The sequence below is a fragment of the Thiobacillus sp. 65-1402 genome (assembly GCF_001897685.1).
In the GTDB taxonomy this organism is placed as follows: Bacteria; Pseudomonadota; Gammaproteobacteria; order Burkholderiales; family Thiobacillaceae; genus Thiobacillus.
The window spans coordinates 14810-35762 of sequence record NZ_MKUG01000001.1 but is presented as its reverse complement, the minus strand read 5'-3'; the positions used below and the strand labels follow the sequence as shown (position 1 = coordinate 35762).

Genomic DNA, 20953 nt, shown 5'->3' with positions numbered 1-20953 from the left:
TAGAGAATGTGCGGCATAGCAGGTGAATTCCGGTTCGACAACACGGCGCCCGAGGCGGCGGCGATGGCGCGCATGCTGGCGAAACTGGCGCGGCGCGGGCCGGATGCCGAAGGCCAGCACGCCGACGGGCCGGTGCGGCTGGGCCACCGGCGGCTGGCGATCATCGACCTGTCGCCGCGCTCGGCCCAGCCGATGCTCGACGCCGCGACCGGCACCGCGCTGGTGTTCAACGGCACCATCTACAACTACCCGGAACTGCGCGCCGAACTGATCGCGCGCGGCCATGCCTTTCATTCCGACGGCGACACCGAAGTCATCCTGCGCGCGTTTCTGGAGTGGGGCGACGCCTGCGTCGAGCGCCTGCATGGCATGTTCGCGTTCGCCATCTGGAACCGCGAGACGCTGCTGCTGGCACGCGACCGCCTCGGCATCAAGCCGCTGTATTACAGCGAGAATCTCGGCAGCTTCCGCTTCGCTTCGACCCCGCAGGCGCTGATCGCCGCAGGCGGCGTCGACACCGGCATCGACGCCGTCGCGCTGCATCATCTGTTTACGCTGCATGCGGTGGTGCCGGCGCCGCGCACCATTTTCAACGGCATCCGCAAGCTGGCGCCAGGGACGACGCTGACGGTGAACGCGCGCGGCGAACTCAGCCATCGCAAATACTGGTCGCTCAAGGCGCAGCGTCCGGCGGTGCCGAAGAGCGAGGCCGAATGGACCGAGGCGATTCACGAAAGCCTCAGGCAGGCGGTGAAAAAGCGCATCGAGATCGCCGACGTCAAGGTCGGCGTGCTGCTTTCCGGCGGCCTCGATTCGAGCCTGCTGGTGGCGCTGCTGGCGGAGCAGGGGGTGCCCGACCTGATGACGTTTTCGGTGGGTTTCGAGGACCAGCCGGAAGAGCGCGGCAACGAGTTCGAATACTCCGACCCGGTGGCGGAGATGTACGGCACCCGTCATCACAAGTACCTGATCCCGAACAGCGAAGTGCTGCGCCGCCTGCCCGAGGCGGTCGATGCGATGAGCGAGCCGATGTTCGCGCAGGACGCGGTGGCGTTCTACCTGCTGGCCGAGCAGGTCAGCAAGACGGTGAAGGTGGTGCAAAGCGGGCAGGGCGCGGACGAGGTGTTCGGCGGCTATTTCTGGTATCCGCGGATGGCGGCCGACCCCTCGGACAGCGCGCTGGAGCGCTTTCGCCGCCACTATTTCGACCGCGACCACGACGAATTCATCGAGATGACCATGCCGGCCTACCACGGCCCCGACTACACGGCGCAGATCGTTGCCGCGCACCTGGCGGAGCCTTTCGCCGACGAATTCATCGATCAGGTGTTGCGCATGGATACGACCATGCTGATCACCGACGATCCGGTGAAGCGCGTCGACAACATGACCATGGCGTGGGGGCTGGAGGCGCGGGTGCCCTTCCTCGATCACCAGCTGGTGGAACTTGCGGCGGCAATGCCGGCCGAACTGAAACTGGCTTCCGAGGGCAAGCATGTGTTGAAAAAAATTGCGCGCGGGCTGATCCCCGACGCGGTGATCGACCGCAAGAAAGGCTACTTTCCCATGCCGGCGCTCAAATACGTGCGTGGCGAATTTCTGGGCTTCATGCAGGACATCCTGAATTCGCAGGCCTGCCGCGAGCGCGGCCTGTACCACCGTGCCTATGTGAACAGGCTGCTGGCCGCGCCGGAGCAGCACCACACCCGCATCCAGGGCAGCAAGCTGTGGCATCTGGCGCTGCTCGAATACTGGCTGCAAAAAAATGCGTAAGCGTTTTCTGCTGCTGGCCGCGCTGGCGGCCTTTCCTGCCCACGCGCAGAGCGGCTTCGACAGCTGGCTCGCCGCCTTCCGCCTGGACGCCGGCGCACAGGGCATTTCCGCCGCCACCCTCGATGCCGCGCTCAGCGGCATCGCGCCGGTCGAGCGCGTGGTCGAACTCGACCGCCGCCAGCCCGAGTTTCTGCAAACCTTTGCCGATTATCTGGGGCGCCGCGTCACCCCGCGCCAGGTCGCGCGCGGCCAGGCCCTGCTGCAGGAGCATGCCGCGCTGTTCGATGCGGTCGAGCGGCAGTACGGCGTTCCCCGGGCGGTGCTGACGGCGTTCTGGGGGCTGGAAACCAACTACGGCGCCACGCTCGGCAGCCTCAACATTCCGGCCAGCCTGGTCACGCTGGCCTACGACGGACGGCGCAGCGATTTTTTCCGCAGCCAGCTGCTCGACGCGCTGCGCATCATCGATGCCGGGCACGTTGCCGCAACCGACATGAACGGTTCGTGGGCCGGCGCGATGGGGCACATGCAGTTCATGCCGTCGACCTTCCGCGCCTACGCGGTGGATGGCGACGGCGACGGCCGCATCGACCTGCGGCAGTCGCTGCCCGACGCCATGCATTCCGCTGCGAATTATCTGCAGCGTGCCGGCTGGCGTGCGGATGAACCGGTGGCGCTGGAAGTGCGCCTGCCGCAGGACTTCGACTGGCGCAAAGCCCGCGCGGCCCACCGCCTGCCGGCGGCGGCGTGGACGGCGCTTGGGGTGCTGCCTGCGGACGGCGCGGCCTTGCCCGCCACGGCGGGCAAGGCCGCGATCGTGCTGCCGCAAGGCTGGCAGGGGCCGGCTTTCATGGTGTTCGACAATTTCGACGTGGTGATGCAGTGGAACCGTTCGCAGAGCTACGCGCTGGCGGTGGCGCAGCTGGCGCGACAGGTGGCGGGCGGCGGCGCATTGGCGGCCCAGGCGGGCGAAGCGGGCGCGCTCAGCACGGCGCAATTGCAAGCCATGCAGCAGGCCTTGAACGAAATGGGCTTCGACGCCGGCAGCGCGGATGGCCTGCCCGGCCCGCGCACGCAAAGCGCCGTCCGGCGTTACCAGGTGACGCACCAACTGCCGGCCGACGGCTATCCGGCCCCCAGCGTGCTGGCGCATATCGAACAAACCCGTGCCGCCGCAGCCGCGGCGGACATGCTCGCCCTGACGCCGGCCTTTACCGCGCCGTCCGGCTTGCCGTACCGCGCGCTGCCCACGCCATGAGCCTGGTCTGCTGGAAATGCGGTGCCAGCCTGGCCGGGATGCCGCTGCCGCTGGGGCGGCGCGAGGTCTGTCCGAGTTGTCGTGCCGAACTGCACGTCTGCAAGGCGTGCCGCCACCATGACGCGCACCGTGCCGGGCAGTGCCGCGAGCTGGCGGCCGAACGCGTCGCCGACAAGACGCGCGCCAACGATTGCGGCTGGTTCGTGCCGCGGCTGGAGGCCTATCGCGGCGGCGGCGCGGCGATGGCGCAGGCCAGCCGCGGCGCGCTCGATGCGCTGTTTGCCGGCCAGGCCGGCGGCGGCGAAGCCGCGCCCGCGCCCGCCGCCTCGCTGGACGACCTGTTCAAGAAATGACCGGCCGCGAGATTCAGGCAAACCCGTCGTGGACCTTGCGGGGAGCGGCCCCCGGTTTTGCGGCTCAGGGCTGCATGGCGGCCAGGTAGGCGGCCAGATTGCGGATGTCGGTGTCCTTCAGCTTGCGCGTGGAGGCGGCCATCCTCGGATCGATGCGCTCGCCGCCGCCGCTGCGATAGCGTTTCAGCGAGTCCTCCACGTACTGGATCTGCTGTCCGGCCAGACGCGGAATCTTGCCGCTGCCGCCGCCGTCGGCACCATGGCAGGCGACGCACAGGGTGGCGTACAGTTGCCTGCCGGCAAGGCTCTGCGGGTTCATGCCGGCAGGCTTGCGGGTGACCGGCTGCTGCGACAGGAACAGCGCAATGTCGATGCGCTCGTCCGGGCTGAGGGCCTTGATCATCCCTTCCATGAAGGCCGACGACTTGCGCTGCCCCTGCACGAACTTGTTCATCTGCTCCAGCAGATAGCCGGCATTTTGGCTGGCCAGATTGGGCACCTCGGCCATTGCGCTGTTGCCGCCGCTGCCGTGGCAGTGCCGGCAGACCGCGGCATCCTTTTGCCCGCGCTGAATCGCGGCCGACAGCCTGGCCGGGTCCTGGCTGATCTGCGCCAGCTTTTCGTGCATCGCTTCGGGCGACGGCGCGACGGGTTTTTCCGCGCTGCGGCTCGGGGCGGCGTGGGCGCACGCGGCGAAGAGCAGCAGGCTGAAGGTGCAGGAAAAGCGGGTCAAGGACATGGGGGGTTCTAAATATCTTAAAAAGATAATGATATCAATAAATGGTTCACTTTGGGGCAGGCGCAGGGCGGGCGTGGCGTGCCCCGGGGTCGATTCGGGAAGTCAGTCTTGCGGCCTCGCCCGGCGTCCGCGCAATTGCCGCAGGGCCTGCCATTCGTAGAGCAGCAGTCCCGCGCCGATCAGCGCGATGCCGGCCCAGCCGCTTCCCGGAATCCATTCGTGATTGAGGGCCTGCCCCAGCAGCAGCGCGGAAACCGGCGTGATCAGTGTGATCAGGGCGACGCGCCCGGCGTTCAGATGCTTGATGACGAAGTAGTACAGGGTGAAACCCACCACCGAGCCGAGAATGCCCAGATAGACGATGGCCGCGCCGGCGCGCAGCGTGGTGGCGGACGGCGGCTGGACGGAGTCGCTCAGCAGCCAGGCCAGCACGAAGCAGGGTGCCGCGACGCCGAGCGATCCGGTGGTGATGGCGAGCGACGAGGCGCGCAGGTTGAGCCGCTTGATCCACACCAGCCCCAGCGCCTGCATGACCATGCCCGCCACCACGGCGGCGATGCCAGCGGTGGCCTGGCTGTCTCCCGGCCAGGGCTGGCCAAAAATCAGCCACAGTCCGGCCAGCGCCAGCCCCAGGCCCGCCAGACGCATCGGAGTGAAGGTGCGCTCGCTTAGCCACAGCGCCGCGAACACGCCGGTGACCAGCGGCGACAGCCCGAAGATGACCGAAATCAGCCCCGAGGGAATGTGCAGCGCGCCCCAGTAGGTGAGCAGCATCGACACGAACAGCGACAGGCCGCTGATCGCGTAAAGCTGCCGCGCGGCCGGGGTGAACGGAAACGGGATGCGGCGGGCGCGCAGCAGCAGCAGGCAGATTGCCAGCCCGATCAGCATGCGGGCCATCACCGCGAAACTGAAGCCGGCGCCTTGTGCGCTCCATTGGATGGCCAGGGGCGTGGTGGACCAGATCAGGATCACGCCGGCGTAGGCAGCGGGGACGGACATCGGGCGCAGGCTCGGGTGGCGGGTGGGATCGCAGCGCGCGGGGCGCGACCCCGGGCGGCGTTACAGGGTGTAGTCCCCCGTGCGTTCGGGCTGATAGGTGACTTCGACGATGCGCGCACGCACGCTTTGCCCGCCCGGCGCCAGCCATTCGACGTGCTGGCCGACCGTGAGGCCGAGCACGGCGATGCCGGCCGAGGCCATCACCGACAACTGGCCGGGCGCGCCGGTGAAGTCGCGCGGATAAACCAGGGTCATTTCCACCTCCTTGCCGGCAGGTTCGACCACGAAGCGGATACGCGAATTCATGGTGACGACATCGGCCGGCATCTTGTCGGAGGGGAGAATCTGCGCGCGATCGAGCTCTTCGCGCAGTGCATCCACACCGGGGTGGTCGTCGGGCAAGGCCGAGAGCATCGCTTCCAGGCGATCCAGATCGCTTTCGGATACGGTAATGGCGGGCCGATTGGTGATTTCCATGGGGTGCTCCTGCATCAAAGCGCAAATGAAAACCGCCCGGGCGAAGCCCAGGCGGTACAAGTAAGACTGTAGCACCGAAGGAGGTGTCAAGCCAGCCCCGCCAGCGGGCTCAGGTTTCGGGCAGCCGGTCCAGGCTTTCCGCCGCGATCTCGCGCACGTCCGCATCGTCGTCCGCGATACGCGCGTCCAGCCACGGCCGTGCCGCGGCTTCGCCGGTCAGTCCCAGGTAATGGCAGGCATCCGCCCGCACCCGCGCGTCGGCATGCTGCGACAGCGCCCCCAGGTGCGGCAGCAGCGCGCGCAGGGAAGCGGTGCCGGCAAAGGTTTCCAGCAGCACGCCCGCCCCCAGCCGCACGTTGAGGCTGGCGTCGACATTGCCGACGATGGGCAGCACCGCCGCCAGCAGGGCGGGCTCGGCCTCGATCATTGCCTGCGCGCGCGGCAGCTGGCCTTGCTTCAGCAGCATGTGGAAATAGTCGGCCATCCCCGCGTCGCTGTCGGCCTTGGCCGCCCACTCGGCGAGCTCGGCCTTGGCGTGCGCGCCGGTGAGTTCGATGCGGCCGATCCGCACCCAGGGCACCGAGCGCACCCCCAACGCCTGCCCCACCTCGGGATGCTGCTCCAGATTGACCGCTTCGAGGCGGCCGAGCGTGCCCTGCTTGACCAGATCGGCGAGCGCGGCGAGCATCGCCGGGCAGTGCGGGCAGTGGGTGGAAAGCAGCAGCAGGGCGTCGGGTGCGGGCATGTCGGGGAGGATTCGGCGGATAATCGGTGCATGGAATTTACCATCCTCCCCGTCACCCCGTACCAACAAAACTGCTCGCTGCTGTGGGACGCAGCGGGCCGTGCCGCGCTGATCGACCCCGGCGGCGAGGCGCCCCGCCTGCTGGCGGAAGTGGCGCGGCGCGATCTGAAACTGCAAAGCATCCTGCTCACCCACGGCCATCTCGACCACGTCGGCGCCGCGCTGGAGTTGCGCGCTGCGCTGGGCATCCCGATCATCGGCCCGCAGCGCGAGGAGCAGTTCTGGCTCGACAGCCTGCCGCAGCAGGCCGAGCTGTTCGGCTTTCCGCCCGCGCAGGCGTTCACCCCGGACCAGTGGCTCGCCGACGGCGACCGGGTCGAGGTCGGCAGCGTGCGCCTCGACGTGCTGCATTGCCCTGGCCACACCCCCGGCCATGTGGTGTTCTATCAGCCGGAGGCGCGGCTCGCCTTCGTCGGCGACGTGCTGTTCAAGGGCTCGATCGGCCGCACCGACTTCCCGCGCGGCGACCATGCGGCGTTGCTGGCGGCCATCCGCACCAAACTGTTCCCGCTCGGCGACGACGTGCGCTTCGTGCCGGGGCACGGCGCGATGTCCACTTTCGGACACGAACGTCGCGAGAACCCCTTCGTCGGCCCGGCGTCAGACTGACATCGGGCCTGCGTACCGCACCAGAAACCCAAGGAGACCGCCATGAAAGCCATCCGTTTTCCGCATGCCCTGCTCCCGGCCGCGCTGCTGCTGGGCGCCGCGGCACAGGCGCAAACCCTTTCCGCCATCGTCACCCCGCCGCCCGAAGCGCCCGCGGTCACCCAGGCCGCGCAAGGCATGCTCGATGCGGTGAATGCGCGGGTGCCGCAGCTCGATACCGCCGGCCTCCTTGCGCAGCTGAAGGCGCAGCCGCAAACGGTGGTGATCGATGTCCGCACCCCGGCCGAGCTGAACCTGTCGGGCTACGTCGATGCGCCGCGTTTCTTCAACATCGCGCGCGGCCAGCTGGAATTCCAGATCGAAGCCGCGGTGCCGGACAAGGCCACGCCCATCGTCGTCTATTGCGGCGTCAGCCAGAGAAGCCCGCTCGCCGCCGACACCCTGATCAGGCTCGGCTACACGAACGTCAAAAACTACCGCGACGGCTTCTTCAACTGGAAGCGTGCCGGCCTGCCGATCCAGCAATTCGACAAGGCGCCGGCGTCCTTTCTGTACGACCTGCCGCAGGAGGTCATCCCCGGCGTGTGGTCGGCGATCGGCGCCACCGCGCCGGGCAGCTACGACAATTCCGGCCACAACAACAACCTTTCCTTCGTCATCACCGACGACGGCGTGCTGGTGGTGAACGCCGGCGACAACTACCTGCTGGCGCAAAGCCTGCACGAGGAGATCAAGAAGCGCACCACGCAGCCGGTGAAATACGTGGTGCTGGAAAACAGCCAGGGCCACGCCATGCTCGGCTCGAAATACTGGAAGGAACAGGGCGCCACCATCATCGCGCAGCGCGATACCGCGGCCTACATGGAGAAGACCGGCTACGATGCGCTGGAGACGATGCGCGCGCGCGCCCGCGACAAGGCGTTCAAGACCGAGTTCGTGATGCCGGACACGCTCTACGACGACAGGCTCGACCTCAAAATGGGCTCGTGGAACCTGCAGATCCTGCATCTCGGCTCCTCGCACAGCCACGGCGACACCATGGTGTGGCTGCCCGAGAAGAAGCTGGTGATCGCCGGCGACACCGCCTTCCACGTGCGCATGCTGCCGATCTTCGAGGACACCGATACCGCCAAGTGGATCGAGACCTGGGACAAGTTCGAGGCGCTCGGTGCCGCGATCGTCATCCCCGGCCATGGCGGCCCGACCGATATGGCGACCGTGCGCAAGTGGACGCGCGACTACCTGGTGCACCTGCGGGCCAAGGTCGCCGAGGTCATCAAGAACGGCGGCTCGCTCGACGACGCCTACAAGGTCGACCAGTCGGCCTACCTGCACCTGCATACCGCCGACGAGCTGGCGCGCAGCAATGCCGGGCGGGTGTACCGGGCGATGGAGTTCGAGTAGGCGCTAGCGCGCCGGCGGCTTGAGCGGCACGACGGCGTCGAGCAGCGCGCCGGCGGCGTCGGCGGTGGCGCGCCCGCGGTCCCGCCGCGGGTTGTACTCGACGATTTCCATCGCCGCGAAAGCCGGGTCGCCGCGCAAACGGGACAGCGCGGCGGCGAGCTCAGCGCGGCGCAGGCCGCCGGGCACCGGGCTGCCTACCCCCGGCTCCTCCTCGGGGTCGAGCGCATCCAGATCGACGCTCACGCCGAAACCGGCGGTGCCGTGCCGCACGATGGCCACGGCGTCGTCGAACACCTCGGCCAGGCCGCGCCGGCGGACTTCCTCCATGTCGAACACCCGCACCCCCAGCCGGTGCAGCAGCGCCGCCTCGCCCGCCTCGAAGCTGCGCACGCCGATCAGGCAGACGTGCTCCGGACGCAGCTTGGCTTCCGCGCCGTCGATGGCGGTGAGTTCCGCCTCGCCGTGGCCCAGCAGGGCGGCCAGCGGCATGCCGTGAATCTGCCCGCTCGGCGTGGTGGCAAAGGTGTGGCTGTCCATGTGGGCGTCGATCCAGATCAGGCCGATCGGGCCGCGCTCGGCCAAAGCACGTCGCACGCCGCTCCAGGTGCCGATGGCGCAGGAATGGTCGCCGCCCACCACCAGCGGGAAATGGCCGGCCTGCAGCACTGCTGCCACCTCCCCGGCCAGGCGGGCGCCGAGCGCCGCGACGGCATGCAGCGGCGTGTCCCGTTGCGCGCGCGGCACCCGCAGGATCGCGTTCCATTCCACATGCTGCAGCGGCGAGCCGCGAAACACCCGCCAGCGGCGCAGCGCGTCCGGCCCCTCGCCGGTGGCCGGGTCGGGCGCGCCGGCGCCGCTGGCGGCGCCGATGACGACGACGGAGCGCGCGGCTGCGCGGTGGGCCGGCTTCACCCCAGCCCGCCCAGGTTGACGTATTTGCTTTCCAGATATTCGCCGATGCCGCTGCGGCCGCCTTCGCGGCCCAGCCCCGACTGCTTGACGCCGCCGAACGCCGCTTCGGCGGTGGAGATGAGGCCGGCGTTGATGCCGACCATGCCGTAGTCGAGCGCCTCCGCCAGCCGCCAGGCGCGGCCGAGGTCGCGGGTGTAGGCGTAGGCGGCAAGCCCGAACTCGGTGTCGTTGGCCATGCGGATCGCTTCCGCCTCGCCGGTAAAGCGGATCAGCGGCGCCACCGGGCCGAAGGTCTCGTCGCGGCACACCTGCATGCCGGGCGTGCAGTCGCGCAAGACCGTGGGCTGGAAGAACTGCCCGCCGAGCGCATGGCGGCTGCCGCCGGCGAGCAGTGTCGCGCCCTGCGCCAGCGCATCGGCGATGTGCGCCTCGACTTTCCGCAATGCGGCGGCGCTGATCAGCGGGCCGATCTCCACCCCGGCTTCGAAGCCGTTGCCCACCTTCAGGCGGGCGGCGGCGGCGGCGAATTTTTCGGCGAAGGCGTCGAACGCCGCATCCTGCACCAGCACCCGGTTGGCGCACACGCAGGTCTGTCCGCTGTTGCGGTATTTGCTGGCGAGCGCGCCCGCCACCGCGGCGTCGAGATCGGCGTCGTCGAACACGATGAAGGGCGCATTGCCGCCGAGTTCGAGCGACACATGCTTGAGCGTGGCGGCGCTCTGCGCGAGCAGCTGCTTGCCTACCGCTGTCGAGCCGGTGAACGACAGCTTGCGCACCAGCGGGTGCGCGGTCAGCACGCCGCCGATCGTCGCCGCATCGCCGGTGACCACGTTCAACACCCCGGGCGGCAGCCCTGCGCGCTGCGCCAGCTCGGCCAGCGCCAGCGCGGTGAACGGCGTCTGCGAAGCCGGCTTCGCCACCACCGTGCAGCCGGCGGCGAGCGCCGCGCCGGCCTTGCGGGTCAGCATCGCGGCAGGGAAATTCCACGGCGTGATCAATGCCGCCACGCCCACCGGCTGCTGCAGCGTGAGCATGCGCCGCTCCGCCCACGGCGACGCCACCACGTCGCCGTAGACGCGCCGTGCCTCCTCGGCGAACCACTCGATGAAGCTCGCCGCGTAGTCGATCTCGCCGCGCGCTTCGGCGAACGGCTTGCCCTGCTCGCTGACCATGATCGCGGCGAGGTCGTCGCGGTGGGCAAGCATCAGGTCGAACCAGCGGCGCAGCAACTGTGCCCGGGTTTTGGCCGGCGTCGCGCGCCAGCCGGCAAACGCTGCGTGCGCCGCTGCGACCGCGCGCTCGGCATCGGCGGCGCCGCAGCGTGGCGCGTGGCCGACGGTTTCCGCAGTGGCGGGATTGTGGATGGCGAAGCGCGCGCCGTCGGCGGCATCGCGCCATTCGCCGTCGATCAGCGCCTGCTGCCGGAATAGCAAGGGGTCGGATTGCTTCACGCCAGAAAGCCCTGTTTTGCAAGGCGACGCTGTCAAAAGAACAGCTTACCCAGTCAACCGGCCCTAAGGCAACGGTCCCTGCTTCGAGGCTGCCGCTGGCTCGCGCACGGGACGGCGGACGCCCGCCGCCGCGGCGCAAGCTCAGTGGCTGGTGCCGGCCGAGCGCGTGGTCTTGTTGTAGACGTTGTACTTGCCCGAGGGCTTGCTCATGGGCAGGCGCTTGACCTCTGCGAACGTCGCCGCGTCGTAAATGACCAGGGCGCCGTCCATCTCCCAGATGCTGACCAGGGCGTAGCGGCCGTCGCGGGTGAATTCGACGTGCGCCGCGGTCTTGCCGGGCGCAGGCGTGAGCGTGCGCACCACTTCCAGGCTGCGCTTGTCGATGATGCTGAGCGTGTCCTTGGCCGGGCTCATGAAATTGTCGGTCCAGGCGTAGGGGGTGTTCTCGTGGCTGCGCATGAAGAATCCCGGCCCCAGGGTGTCGATGCGCTTGATCACCTGCCAGTTCTTCATGTCGATGATGCTGACCACGCCGGACTTGAGGTTGGGTGTCGCCATCACCGGCCGCCCCTGATACTCCCAGGTAATGCCGGAGCCGAGGTGCGGCATGCCGGGCAGATCGAGGTCGGCGACTTTCATGCGCGCATCGAGATTGATCACCTGGCCCTTGCCGCCTTCGCGCGAGGCGCCCATCAGGTGGGTGTAGGACTGGTCGAAATAGAAATCGTCGAGATAGTCCGCGAGCGGGATGCGCCGCACCGGGAACGGCCCCTTGTCGGCGAGCGCCTCGGCCATGCGGTAGTCGTGCACCAGCCCGGGGTAGATCGGCTCGTGGTCGTCGCTGTAGGGGATTTCCCACACCTCCTTGACGTCCTTCAGCGCGGCGATGAAGCTCTTGCGCGGCGCCGCGTCGTAGACGGCGGAGACGCGCGAGCGCTTGCCGGTGTCGTCCTTCGCCTCGATCAGCTTGAGCGGCGTGAGGTCGGCGGCGTCGAGCACGAGCAGGGTCTGCGGCAGGTAGTTGCCGACGATCACGTAGCGCCCGTCGCCCGACACCGCCAGGTTGCGGGTGTTGATGCCGGCGCGGATCTCGTGGGTGGTCTTCAGGTTCCAGATGTCGAACTTGGCAATCCAGCCGTCGCGCGAGGCGAAATAGACGTAGCGCCCGTCGGGCGTGAACTTCGGCCCGCCGTGCAGGGCGAAGCGGGTCTGGAAGCGGTGGATGGGCGTGAAGCTGTCGCCGTCGAAGAGGGTGGCGTGGTGATCACCGGTTTCCACCACCACGAAGAGGTTGAGCAGGTCGGCCTTGAATGCGGGCGTGTCCGGCAGGCTGCCGGCCTTGAAATGCTCGATGCGCGAGGCCGCGATCTCGGCGAGCCCCCACGCGGGCACACTCGCCGGCGGCGTGTAGACGAAATCGGCCAGCGCCTGGATCTCGGCGGCGCTGAGCTTGTCGCCGAAGCCCGGCATCTGCGAGGCGGCGCGGCCGTTGGCGATGACCTTCAGCGCCTCGGGCTTGCGCAGCCGCTCCAGGTTCTCCGGCAAGAGCGCGGGGCCGCTGCCGCCGAGGCGGTCGGCGCCGTGGCAGCTGGCGCAGTGCTGCGCGTAGACGGCGGGCACCGGTTCGGCGGCGGACACGGGCGAGCTTGCCAGCAGGGCGGCGGCAAGCATGCAGAGGCGGGAAAAGTGCTGCATCAGCGCGCCACCCGTCGCAGCGGCACATAGGGCGTCACGGTCAGCCGCTCGTGTGGTGTGGTGACCCCGATCTCCTCGTCGTCGAGGTAGCAGGCCGGGTCCTCCTGCCAGGGGTCGCCGGTGAGCTGGTAGGCGCGCACCCGGGTGTTGCCGCCGCAGATGTCGAAGTAGGCGCATTCGCCGCAGCGCCCCTTGACCGCGCGCGGGCTGGCCTTGAGCCCGGCCATCAGCGGGTCGCTGGTATCGGGCCAGATGTCCGAGAACGGCCGCTCCTTGACGTTGCCGAGGCTGTAGTTCCACCAGAAGGTGTCCGGGTGCACGTTGCCGAGGTTGTCGATGTTGGCGATGTTGACGCCGCTGGAATTGCCGCCCCACTGCGCGAGCTTGGCGCGCATGTGGCCTTCCATCGCCGGGAAGTGCCGGCGTATCCACATCAGCAGGTAGACGCCGTCGGCGTCGTTGTTGCCGGTGACGAACTCCTTGTGCAGCCCGGCCTGCTGGTGGCGCCAGCAGGTGTCGAACAAGAGGTCCATCGCCTGGCGCGTAGCCCGGTGCACCACGTCGTGCTTGCGGTTGGTGTTGCCGCGGCCGGCGTAGTTGAGGTGCGAGAGGTAGAACTTGTCGAGCCGCTCGTCCTCCATCAGCTGCAGCAGCGCGGGCAGGTCCTGCGCATTGTCCTGGGTCAGGGTGAAGCGGATGCCGACCTTGATGCCGCGGTCGCGGCACAGGCGGATGCCGCGCAACGAGGCGTCGAAGGCGCCGTCCATGCGGCGAAAGCGGTCGTGGGTCGCGGCGATGCCGTCGAGCGAAACCCCGACGTAGTCGAAGCCGATCGCGGCGATGCGCTCGATGTTGGTCTCGTCGATCAGGGTGCCGTTCGACGACAGCCCGACGTAGAAGCCCATGTCCTTGGCGCGCTGCGCGATGGCGTAGATGTCGGGGCGCAAGAGCGGCTCGCCGCCGGAGAGGATGAGCACCGGCACCCGGAAGCGCTTGAGGTCGTCCATCACCGCGAACACCTCGTCGGTGCCGAGCTCGCCCGGGAAGTCCTTGTCGGCGGAAATCGAATAGCAGTGCTTGCAGGTGAGGTTGCAGCGCCGCACCAGGTTCCAGATCACCACCGGGCCGGGCGGCTTGCGCTCGGGGCCGAGCGGGGTCGGCTGGGCGAGTTCCTGCATGTATCGAGAGATGCGGAACATGGCTGATCTCCTAGGCGCCGATGCGCAGTCCGGTTTTCTTGAGGATGCGCGTACTGTACAGGATGTCGCGCGCGCGGCTCGCCGTGCCCAGCGCCTCGGCGATGAGCGCGGCCTTCGCCTCCACTTCCTCGCGCGTCCTGCCGTGCACCATGGCGAACAGGTTGTAGGGCCAGTCGGGCAGATGGCGCGGGCGCCGGTAGCAGTGGGTGACGAAGTCGAGCTGGCCGATGCGCTCGCCGAGTTCGTCGATGCGCTCATCGGCGACGTCCCACACCGTCATGCCGTTGGCGCGGTAGCCCAGCGCGTAGTGGTTGGGTACGGCGCCGATGCGGCGGATGACGCCGAGATCGAGCATGCGCTGCATGCGCCGCATCACCTCGTCCGCCGCCACGCCGAGCTGTTCGGCGACGGCGTGGTAGGGGCGCGGCGTCAGCGGCAGCCCGGCCTGCGTCGCCTGGATGATGCGGCGGTCGGTGTCGTCGAGCGGGCGGAAGTCGTCGCGGGCGTTCATACGTGCAGTTTCAGTTCCACGAAATATTCGCGGATCTTCGGCATGTTGTAGACCGGATAGCCGCTCTCGCGCTCGATGCGCGCGATCGCGTCCTGCTGCGCGGCGGCGGTTTCGGTGGCGAGCACGAACCACATGCTGAGGCGGTGGCAGCGTTCGTAGTTGTGCGCCACCTCGGGCTGACGGTTGACGATTTCCGTCACGCGCTCGAAGTCCGCGGGCGGGATCTCCATCGCCGCCAGGCTTAGCGCGCCGCCCATCTGCGCCGCGTGGTACATGGGGCCGAAGCGCGACAGCAGGCCGCGCGCGAGCAGGCTGTCGACGCGGGCGATGACGGTCGCCTCGTCGCTGCCGACGCGCGCCGCCACCTCGGCATAGGGCCGTTCGCAGATCGGGAAGCCGCCTTGCAGGGTGTTGATCAGGGCGCGGTCAAGCTCGTCCATCAAGTCGTCTCCGCCTCCGCCACCGCCTTCGGCTGCGCCGCGAGGTAGCGTGCGCCGGTCTGCTTGAAGCGCCGCTTGCTGAACAGCACCTCGCAGGGAAACTCCGTCAGCCCGCACTGGTCGCGCAGATGGTCGAGGTGTTCCAGCACCGCGTCCCGATCCTTGCCGTGAATCATGCAGAACAGGTTGTAGGGCCACTCGGGCAGGCGGCGCGGGCGCTGGTAGCAGAGATTCACCAGGCCCGAGGCGCCGACGCAGCGGCCGAATTCGTCGACCAGCCGGTCCGGGATGTTCCACACCGCCATGGCATTGGCGCGGAAGCCCAGCTCGTGGTGGCGAACGACGATGCCCAGGCGTTTGATGACGCCGTGATCGAGCAGCCGCCCCAGCCGGATCAGCACGTCGGCTTCCGACGTCCCGATGAATGCCGCGACTTCGGCATAGGGGCGCGCCACCAGGGGCAGGCCTTCCTGGATCGCCTCGACCAGGGCGTAGTCGAGGGCGTCGAGTTCGAGCGCGCGCGAAGGGGCGGCTTTCTGCTGGTGCCGGTCAGTCAGGCCGACGCTGCGGCGCAGGTCGAAGCCGAGGTCGATGTGGTAGTCCTGCACCATGGGCAGGCGCATGGCCGCAAGGCCGGTCTGCTGCTCGATGTCGTGCAGCGCCTGCGCCAGCTGCGCCGGGTTTGCGGCCGTGGCGACGAACCAGAGGTTGAAGCGGTGTTCGCGTTCGTAGTTGTGGTTGACCTCGGGGCGCGCGCTGACGAGCCGGGCCACCTCGTCAAGCCGTCCTTCCGGCACGGCCATGGCGGCGAGCGTGCTGACGCCGACGCGGTTGGGGCGGAACACCGCGCCGACGCGGCTGATGGCGCCTTCCCGCGTCAGCCGGCGCAGGGTGTCGAGCAGCGCCTCGAGGTCCAGCCCGAGGCGCTGCGCGATGCCGTCGAAGGGCCGTGGGGTCAGCGGAAAGCCGCGCTGGAAATCGTTGAGCAGGCTGAGTTGGAGGTCGCTCATAGTCCGATCCTGTGGGCACGCACGGTGAAGAAGATTCCGCTCGGGCTCTCTGCAGGCAGGGTGCCGATGCGGGCGAAGGTATCGGGGTCGTAGATTTCGATGCGGTTCTCGTCGCGCAGCGAAAGCCAGACCTGCTCGCCACGCGGGGAAAACTCCAGGTGCAGCACGCCCTTGCCGGGCTTCAAGGTCTGCACGATGCGCTGCGAGGGCAGGTCGAGCACCTGCACCGTGTCGTTGTCGGGAAACGCGAAGTTGATCCACACCTGGCGTCCGTCGGGGCGCGCCACCGCGAACACCGCCTGGCCGGCGACCGGAACGCGCGCGACTTCCTTCCAGTTGGTCTGGTCGGCGATGATGACTTCGTGCTTGCCGACCGCGGGCAGCACGATCCGGCCGCCGGTCGCGGCCCAGCCTTCCAGGTGGGGCATCTTGTAGACCGGCAGTTTCTCGCCGTGGCGGCCGAACTCGACCAGCGCGCGCCTGACGCCGGCGTCGAGGTTCCACAGGTCGAGCAGGGCCACCCCGTCCTCGCCGAAGAGGCCGGCGGCGTAGTGGCGGCCGTCGGAGGTGATCATGCCGTCGTAGGGCTCCTTGCCGGCAGCGGCGAATTTGCGCAGGCCCGGCCGCTGCGGGTCGTGCATGTCGGCGACCCAGATCTCGCCGGCCTCGAACAGGCTGAACACGAAGCGCTGCCCGGGGGCATCGACCAGGCCGACGACCTTGGAGCGCGTGCCATCGGCGCCGCTGGCGGGAATGTCGGCGACCAGCGCGAGCGTGTCCGCGTCGAATATTTTCACGCCGCCGGGTTCGTAGTTGGCCACCGCGACCAGCTTGCCGTCGGGCGAGATGGCGCCGCCGATGCTGTTGCCGCCCTGGATGATGCGGCGATCGATGCGCTGGGTCAGCAGATCGATCTTGCTCAATCCGCCGTCGCGGCCGAATACATAGGCATAGCGCGCGTCGCGCGAGTAGCTGACGGAGGCGTGGGAGAGATCGCCGAGGCCCTCCACTTTCGCCAGGCTGGTGCGCTGGCTGGTGTCGAGAATCTGCACGCTGCCGCTGGCGCGTTCGATGACGACGCCGAGGTCGCCGGTGCCGCGCAGGTTGGTGCCGGCGCAGCCCGTCAGGGCGCCGAGGGCAAGCAGAAAAAGTACGGGAATCCTAGCGCGCATCGGGGAACCCCTTTTGCAGGCGGTCCACGATCCAGTCCGCTTCGGACTCGGAGAGGAGGTTTTTCCATGGCGGCATGGCTGTGCCGGGCCGCCCGTGAAGAATCGTGCTGACCAGCGAATCGGCCGGTTTGTCTTTCAGCGTTTCGGGCGTGAGCGCGGGGCCGAGGCCGCCGCGAAGCAGCATGCCATGGCAGGAGCCGCAGTCCTGCCGCACCAGGTGAACGAGCTCGTTCTGCCGTTCCGGGTTGATCCGGGGCGAGGCGGCGAAAGCGCTGCTGAAGGCCATGGCAATCACCGTTCCCGCTGTCGTCAAGCTTTGCATGTGTTCTCGCTGTCCGCTGTGGGAAAGCGGCGGGGCAGATCCCTGCCCCGCCTCGCCTGCCTAGTAGATGTCGTGCTGCGTGTTGTAGACGTTGAACTTGCCGGTCGGGGTGATCAGGCGCTTGTCCTTGATCACGGCCTTGAGCTTGCGCGTCTTGTCGTTCATGACCACGATGGCCGATTCCTGGGTCTGGCCGTTCCACACCGAAAACCAGACTTCGTCGCCGGCCTTGTTGTACTCCGGCTGCACGACACGCTTCGGCCCCTCGCCCAGACCTGCCAGCTCGGCGATGTTCACCACTTCCGGCGCCTTGTCGAGATTGGCGATGTCGAAGATGGCCACCGACTGGCTGATGCCCGCCTCCGGGTTGAGCGTGCTGTCGACCCACAGGTTCTTCGACTTCGGATGCGTCTTGAGGAACAGCGAACCGCCGCCCAGCCCCTTCAGCGTGCGCACCACTTTCCAGGCATTGGCCTTGTGCTTGACGGGATCGGTGCCGATCAGCGCAATGCTGTCGTCGCCGAGGTGGCCGGTGGCCCATACCGGCCCGAACTTCGGGTCGACGAAGTTAGCGCCGCGCCCGGGGTGGGGGATCTTGCCGACTTCCACCAGCGCCGTCAGTTTCTGCTTCTTCGAGTCGACCACGGCGATCTTGTTGGAGGCGTTGGCCGCCGACATGAAGTAGCGGTGCGTGGAATCCCAGCCGCCGTCGTGGAGGAAGCGCGCCGCTTCGATCTCGGTCACCTTCAGGTTGTTGATGTCCTCGTAGTTGGCCATCAGAACCTTGCCGGTCTCCTTGATGTTGACGATGAACTCGGGATGCTCATGCGAGGCGATGATGGCGGCGACGCGCGGCTCCGGATGGTATTCCTGGGTGTCCACGGTCATGCCGCGGGTGGCGACGATCTTTTTCGGCTCCAGCGTGTCGCCGTCCATGATGACGAACTGCGGCGGCCAGTAGGTGCCGGCGACCGCGTACTTGTCCTCGTAGCCCTTGTACTTGGAGGTTTCGACCGAGCGCGCTTCCATGCCCACCTTGATCTCGGCCACCACCGCCGGCTCTTTCATCCACAGATCGATGAGGTCGATCTTGGCGTCGCGGCCGATGACGAAGAGATAGCGTCCGGAAGCCGACATGCGCGAGATGTGCACCGCATAGCCGGTTTCGATGGTGGTGACAATCTTCTTGCTGTTGCCGTCGATCAGCGCGACCTTGCCGTCGTCGCGCAGGGTCACCGAGAAGAGATTCTCCAGATCCAGCTTGTTCATCTTCTTCTTGGGGCGCTTTTCAGGCGGCACCTTCAGCTTCCAGGTGGCCTTCATTTCGGCCAGGCCGTATTCGGGCGGCATCGGCGGTTCGTGCTGCAGGAAGCGCGCCATGATGTCGATTTCGGCGTCGCTCAGGATGCCGGAGCTGCCCCAGTTCGGCATGCCGCCGGGCGAGCCGAAGCCGATGAACACTTTCAGATACTCGGTTCCGCGCGGCAGGGTGACGTCGGGGGTGAGCGGCTTGCCGGTCGCGCCCTTGCGCAGGACGCCGTGGCATCCGGCGCAGCGCTCGAAGTAGATCTGCTTGGCACGGGCGAATTCATTCGCCGTGAGGTGCGGCGCCTTGGGCGTCAGGACTTCCTGCGCCTCTTCCTCCTTGATCGATGTGGGCGCGCCTTTGTATCGCAATTCGGGATCGGCGGTGCCGGGGTGGCCCGAAGCGGGCGCATCCGCGGCAAAAGCGGCGTGCGTGGCGCCCATGAGAAAGATGCTTGCGGCCAGAATGCTCAGCCTGGTATTCATTTAAAACCTCCCTTCTGGTTGACGTAAAAATCCTGCAACGACGAAACTAGGTTAAATGTGGCATTACGTTTGCGCCTTGATTTAAATCAAAGGCAGGGCCTTATCCGCCGAACCCGGCGCCCCGGCATGCTCGGGGCGGTCGGGATTCACCGCGACCGGGATGCGCTCCAGCCGCGCTGCGGCGGGGGTCGCCGCCGTCTCCTGGTCGGGATTGCGCGCGCGGCTGAGACGCTCGCGGCGCTTGCGCTTCTCGATTAACGGCGGGCACTTGCGGTCGCTGTAGTAGGTTACCTGGCAATCGAGGCAGTGGTGGCATTCGTTGACCACGATTTCGCCGGTGGGGCGGATGGCCTGGACTTCGCATTCCACGGCGCAGGCCTGGCAGGGCTTGCCGCACTCCTTGCGGCGGCGCAACCATTCGAAGGAATGGAACCGGCCGGGGATGACGAGCGAGGCGCCGAGAGGACAGATGTATTTGCAGTAGAACTTGCGGTTCAAGGCAGACAGCAGGAGCACGCCCAGGGCAAAAGCCACATAGCGCCACTCGCGCTGAAAATGCAGGGCGAACACGGTCTTGAAGGGCTCGATCTCGGCCGCGCGCATCGCCATTCCCATCGACTGCAGGGACAGCCCGAGCAGCACCAGCAGGATCACGAACTTGAGCGCCAGCATGCGCTCGTGCACCACATGGGGGATCTCGAAAGACGGCAGCTTGAGCCGGCGTGCGAGTTGGAAGCCGAGCTCCTGCAAGGCGCCAAACGGGCACAGCCAGCCGCAGTAGACGCCCCGCCCCCAGAGCAGCAGGGTCACCGCCACGAAGGACCACAGGATGAACAGCATGGGGTCGACGAGAAAGGTATCCCAGCTGAACTGCTTGGTGACCGCCTGCACGAAGGTCAGCACGTTGATGATGGAAAGCTGGCCCAGCGCGTACCAGCCGATAAAGAACAGGGTGTAGACCAGGAACCCGAGGCGGACTCGGCGCAGCAGCGAGGGGCGGCGCGCCAGGTAGTCCTGGAACAGCAGGATGCAGGTGAGCAGAAACAGCCCCAGCACGAGCAGCGCGATCTCCGCCTTGCGCTGTTGCCAGAGCGTGCGCCACATCGGCTCCTCGTCGTCGGGGGGCATGGCGAAGCGAGGCGGGCTGCCGCGCGATTCGGCCGGCGCCAGCGCCGGCTGGGCGGGCGGCGCGGCTGCCGGACCCGCTGCGGGCGCGTGGGCTGCGGGCGCCGCCGCGCTGCGCTGCGGCGGCGCCGCCATCCGCGCCGGCATCGCTGCCGGCGGCGCGACGGAAGCGGGCGCCGGCTCGGCCTCGGACGGGCGGATTCCGCGGGATTCGGCCACCATCCTGACCGCGCGGGCGATACTGGCGTTGATGACCATGACCGAGATCGTGGCGCCGGAGATGGCATCGACCGCGGCATAGCCTTCGCGCGCCGCGCCGACGACAATGCGGCCGTTCGCCGGCTTGCCCCGGTACTGGTCGACAAATTCCGCCAGGCGCGCTTCGCTGATGCCGGCAGCGAGAATCGGCTCTTCGTGCCGGACGATGCGCGCCCCCGCGATGCGCCCGTCGGTGCCGATGCCGACGAGGATGTCGATCGGGCTCCCCGAATAGGCGGGAATGCGCACCATGTCCGCGGTAAGGAAGGCGTAGCCGATCAGTTCCCCGTTGGCATAAACGGCGCGGGCGGGAGGATCGCCCGCGGGCTCGTCGACGCGATCGGCAGCCGGAAACAGGGCGCGCACCTGGGGAAGGGCCGCGCCGATATCCGCACGGGCGCCAGGCATCGCGCCCAACAACAGCAGCAGGCCGAGAAGCACGGCCTGGATGAAGCCCGGATAACGCTGTGTAGTCAGAGTGTCCAAACTTGCCTATCGCGGTTATGAATGGGGGTGCCGCATCGTTACCGGGGGATCGGGCCGCGCAGTCACAGCCACGATCGAAACAGGGCCCATGTTCCCGCCGGGGCCGTCGGCGCGCATTGATTTAAGTCAACCGGGCTCCGGAGCGTAATGCTATTCTTGTA

The 20953-nt window shown here is 67.9% G+C and carries 20 protein-coding genes; 5 read left to right on the top strand and 15 right to left on the bottom strand.

All coding sequences use genetic code 11. The features are described 5' to 3' along the window. Positions 1-6: 6 nt before the first annotated feature. From BGO62_RS00150 to BGO62_RS00140, 3 genes are read left to right on the top strand one after another with little or no spacing between them, the layout of a single operon-like run. Complete coding sequence (locus BGO62_RS00150) at positions 7-1773, top strand: N-acetylglutaminylglutamine amidotransferase (protein ID WP_296638215.1); 1767 nt, start codon at positions 7-9, stop codon at positions 1771-1773. Beyond that, a complete protein-coding gene (locus BGO62_RS00145; RefSeq protein ID WP_296638212.1) occupies positions 1766-3031 on the top strand; it encodes a lytic murein transglycosylase in 1266 nt (421 codons plus the stop codon). The genes BGO62_RS00150 and BGO62_RS00145 overlap by 8 nt, the downstream gene beginning before the upstream one ends. Further along, positions 3028-3384, top strand: a complete 357-nt coding sequence (locus BGO62_RS00140; protein ID WP_296638208.1) for a hypothetical protein — start codon at positions 3028-3030, stop codon at positions 3382-3384. Before BGO62_RS00145 ends, BGO62_RS00140 begins: the two co-directional genes overlap by 4 nt. Positions 3385-3448: 64 nt before the next feature. On the opposite strand, the gene BGO62_RS00135 is transcribed toward BGO62_RS00140, so the two are convergent. The 4 genes from BGO62_RS00135 to BGO62_RS00120 form a co-directional block, all read right to left on the bottom strand. Then, positions 3449-4123, bottom strand: coding sequence for a c-type cytochrome (locus BGO62_RS00135; protein ID WP_296638207.1), 675 nt, complete (start codon positions 4121-4123; stop codon positions 3449-3451). 102 nt (positions 4124-4225) lie between these two features. After that, the gene (locus tag BGO62_RS00130; protein WP_296638204.1) at positions 4226-5125 is read right to left on the bottom strand and encodes a DMT family transporter; all 900 of its coding nucleotides are present in this window, start codon (positions 5123-5125) and stop codon (positions 4226-4228) included. A gap of 60 nt (positions 5126-5185) precedes the next feature. After that, the gene (gene rnk, locus BGO62_RS00125; RefSeq protein WP_296638202.1) at positions 5186-5602 is read right to left on the bottom strand and encodes a nucleoside diphosphate kinase regulator; all 417 of its coding nucleotides are present in this window, start codon (positions 5600-5602) and stop codon (positions 5186-5188) included. A gap of 109 nt (positions 5603-5711) precedes the next feature. Beyond that, entirely contained in the window at positions 5712-6347 is a 636-nt protein-coding gene (locus tag BGO62_RS00120; RefSeq protein WP_296638199.1) for a thioredoxin family protein, read from the bottom strand. Positions 6348-6377: 30 nt separating this feature from the next. Between BGO62_RS00120 and BGO62_RS00115 the strand changes: the two genes are divergently transcribed. Further along, entirely contained in the window at positions 6378-7016 is a 639-nt protein-coding gene (locus BGO62_RS00115) for an MBL fold metallo-hydrolase (protein ID WP_296638197.1), read from the top strand. 42 nt (positions 7017-7058) lie between these two features. Then, positions 7059-8420, top strand: a complete 1362-nt coding sequence (locus BGO62_RS00110) for a rhodanese-like domain-containing protein (RefSeq protein ID WP_296638194.1) — start codon at positions 7059-7061, stop codon at positions 8418-8420. Positions 8421-8423: 3 nt separating this feature from the next. Here the strand turns inward: BGO62_RS00110 and BGO62_RS00105 are convergent, their stop codons facing one another. From BGO62_RS00105 to BGO62_RS00055, 11 genes are all read right to left on the bottom strand, one after another. Beyond that, a complete protein-coding gene (locus BGO62_RS00105) occupies positions 8424-9332 on the bottom strand; it encodes an arginase (RefSeq protein ID WP_296638191.1) in 909 nt (302 codons plus the stop codon). Continuing rightward, entirely contained in the window at positions 9329-10741 is a 1413-nt protein-coding gene (locus BGO62_RS00100) for an NAD-dependent succinate-semialdehyde dehydrogenase (RefSeq protein ID WP_363923445.1), read from the bottom strand. Before BGO62_RS00100 ends, BGO62_RS00105 begins: the two co-directional genes overlap by 4 nt. A gap of 183 nt (positions 10742-10924) precedes the next feature. Further along, positions 10925-12478 carry a nitrite reductase gene (locus BGO62_RS00095; protein ID WP_296638183.1) on the bottom strand — a complete coding sequence of 518 codons (1554 nt, stop codon included), beginning with the start codon at positions 12476-12478 and terminating at the stop codon, positions 10925-10927. Next, positions 12478-13677, bottom strand: coding sequence for a heme d1 biosynthesis radical SAM protein NirJ (nirJ, locus tag BGO62_RS00090; RefSeq protein ID WP_296638181.1), 1200 nt, complete (start codon positions 13675-13677; stop codon positions 12478-12480). Before nirJ ends, BGO62_RS00095 begins: the two co-directional genes overlap by 1 nt. Before the next feature lie 10 nt (positions 13678-13687). After that, on the bottom strand, positions 13688-14188 hold the full coding sequence (locus tag BGO62_RS00085) for an AsnC family transcriptional regulator (RefSeq protein ID WP_296638179.1): 501 nt from the start codon (positions 14186-14188) through the stop codon (positions 13688-13690). Next, the gene (locus BGO62_RS00080; RefSeq protein WP_296638177.1) at positions 14185-14628 is read right to left on the bottom strand and encodes an AsnC family transcriptional regulator; all 444 of its coding nucleotides are present in this window, start codon (positions 14626-14628) and stop codon (positions 14185-14187) included. The genes BGO62_RS00085 and BGO62_RS00080 overlap by 4 nt, the downstream gene beginning before the upstream one ends. Then, positions 14628-15638, bottom strand: a complete 1011-nt coding sequence (locus tag BGO62_RS00075; RefSeq protein WP_296638173.1) for an Lrp/AsnC family transcriptional regulator — start codon at positions 15636-15638, stop codon at positions 14628-14630. The genes BGO62_RS00080 and BGO62_RS00075 overlap by 1 nt, the downstream gene beginning before the upstream one ends. After that, entirely contained in the window at positions 15635-16810 is a 1176-nt protein-coding gene (locus BGO62_RS00070) for a cytochrome D1 domain-containing protein (RefSeq protein WP_296638170.1), read from the bottom strand. Before BGO62_RS00070 ends, BGO62_RS00075 begins: the two co-directional genes overlap by 4 nt. Continuing rightward, entirely contained in the window at positions 16800-17096 is a 297-nt protein-coding gene (locus tag BGO62_RS00065; protein ID WP_296638167.1) for a cytochrome c, read from the bottom strand. The genes BGO62_RS00070 and BGO62_RS00065 overlap by 11 nt, the downstream gene beginning before the upstream one ends. 96 nt (positions 17097-17192) lie before the next feature. Beyond that, a complete protein-coding gene (locus BGO62_RS00060; RefSeq protein WP_296638163.1) occupies positions 17193-18923 on the bottom strand; it encodes a nitrite reductase in 1731 nt (576 codons plus the stop codon). A gap of 81 nt (positions 18924-19004) precedes the next feature. Continuing rightward, the gene (locus tag BGO62_RS00055) at positions 19005-20792 is read right to left on the bottom strand and encodes a 4Fe-4S binding protein (protein ID WP_296638161.1); all 1788 of its coding nucleotides are present in this window, start codon (positions 20790-20792) and stop codon (positions 19005-19007) included. Between the last annotated feature and the right edge of the window lie 161 nt (positions 20793-20953).